General features: G+C 57.6%; 3 protein-coding genes. All 3 read right to left on the reverse strand.

The annotated features are described in order from the left end of the window. The coding region (locus AC1D35_RS35840) for a hypothetical protein (protein WP_477942725.1) at positions 1 to 306 on the reverse strand (306 nt) is incomplete at its 3' end. 46 nt (positions 307 to 352) lie between these two features. Further along, a complete protein-coding gene (locus tag AC1D35_RS35845) occupies positions 353 to 916 on the reverse strand; it encodes a hypothetical protein (protein WP_477942727.1) in 564 nt (187 codons plus the stop codon). Between the two features lie 26 nt (positions 917 to 942). Further along, positions 943 to 1,831, reverse strand: an 889-nt coding sequence (locus tag AC1D35_RS35850; protein WP_477942729.1) for a DUF5996 family protein, incomplete at its 5' end; no start/stop codon positions are given.

A 1,831-nucleotide genomic window follows, 5' to 3' on the forward strand; every position in this document is an offset into this window, starting at 1 on the left:
GTAGTGCCTGGCGATATTCTGACTGTTGCGGATGACGTGGTAGGCGATTTCTGGATCCCCGCCTTTGAGCGTGTCCGGATCCGCACCGCACATCAGGCAGTACATTCTCTGATGGATGACGCTCGCAAAATATTGCATCGCCGGCGCGGATTCTTCCCGGCCAATTGCTCGCATATCTTCGGCAGCTTTTTTGACCATCTCTTCCAAAGCCAGAGACACCGCATTGGCCAATGCCTTGTCCGCACTCTTGATCACGTCGACGGTCTGTCTTTCAGCCGGTGTAAGAACTGGGCAACTCTCTGTCATGTTTAACTCCATAAGCTATTGAGGTTCCGATTGTGCAGCACTGCGCCTAGTCCGGCGGACCGGTCAGGAGCGACAGGTAGATTTTTGCTCTTTTGGTGAACTCGCAGTCGGTGTCGGATTTGGACTCAAGCCTCGCGTGGCGTGCGTCAATTGCTGCTTCGAGGCGATCTGAGATTCCCGGATCCGAAGCGCGTGCGTGATCGAGCAAAGCGCGAATAGCGGTTGTCATGGCGAAGTTCTGTGCGGAGAGTGCCAGTTGCTGGCGTTCACTCGCATCTCTATCAATATCCTCTCGGCGTTCTTTTTTCTTCCGGAGCGCTGGCGGACTGCCGCGCTCCCTCTCCCAGTGACGGGCGACACTGCGTCCCATGTAGAGGATTTTCCATGCCGTTTCGGGATCTCCCCCCGCGTTGGTTTTCAGGTCGGCTCCGCACAAACGCAGGAAAAGGTGGCGGAGAACGCCGTCGGCGAAGTAATCATGTGGCGAGGTGCGTAAACCCAGTGTCTGAAGTTCATGTCCTGCGGTCTTGGCAGCGTTGTCGATTGCCTCATCGACAGCGGCCATCAGGAACTTATCTGCATCCTCGAACAGGTCGGTTTCTTCCTGCATGCTATCTCCAATGCTGGATAGCCTACTCACTTGCGTAGAACGTCCTGCCACTCAGGATGTCGTTCAAACTGGGCTTTGGCAAACGGGCAAAGGGGAATGATCGAACTCTCCTCGCGTCGGGCGTCCTCGACCGCCTGAAGTACAAGGCGCTCACCGACCTTTCGTCCCCTCAAAGCGCCAGGAACATCGGTATGGTCGATAATGATGAGTTGTTTACCAGCTCGGCTGTAGGTCATCTCCGCTTCGACGCCATCAACCACTATTCGGTACCGCCCCTTCGCCGTCCCATCCTCCCGTTCTACCTCCTCGATCGCCGACGAAGCAGCCTTATCCGGAAGCCTCACATTTAGTTCCCGAACTTTGCCGCGTTGTCCGTGCGTGCACTCGAGCAGATCCCGGTCCCACCCTGCCAGATCGGCGGCAGCTTCGTAGGTCGAGACGAGAAACGCCAGGAGCGCCTCGTCAGGATCGGCCGCAGACTGGACCGCGTCATAAGGCAGGATGAATTCGGAAAGGCCCTCATGCCAGAATGCGGCATCGGGCTGAACTGACGCGACCCTCAAACCGCCTGGTGCCGGATAGGCGTAGGCGTAGAACGCTGGATAATCGATGCCGCCGCCTCCAGGCCAAAAACCCGCCGAAGAAACCTCGCGATCGTAGGCTTCCTGGGCCACGTCGTCCGGTAACGCTGGAATGCCGCCCGGATGAATTGGCGCCTGCCGTCCCGAAAACCGTGTGACGGCCAGATCGAAGCTTCCCCAGAAGAGGTGCACGGGACTGGATTTCCCGATGAAGGAGGTCCGGAACGCTTTGAGAACCCGGTCTATCGCCATCAATGCCTGATGAAAATTCCGAACGGCATCACGATCATAAGGGCGTTCCCGATGGTCCTCAACGAACGGCACGGGCTCAGGC

This window comes from Rhizobium sp. P1_E6 (genome assembly GCF_056405875.1).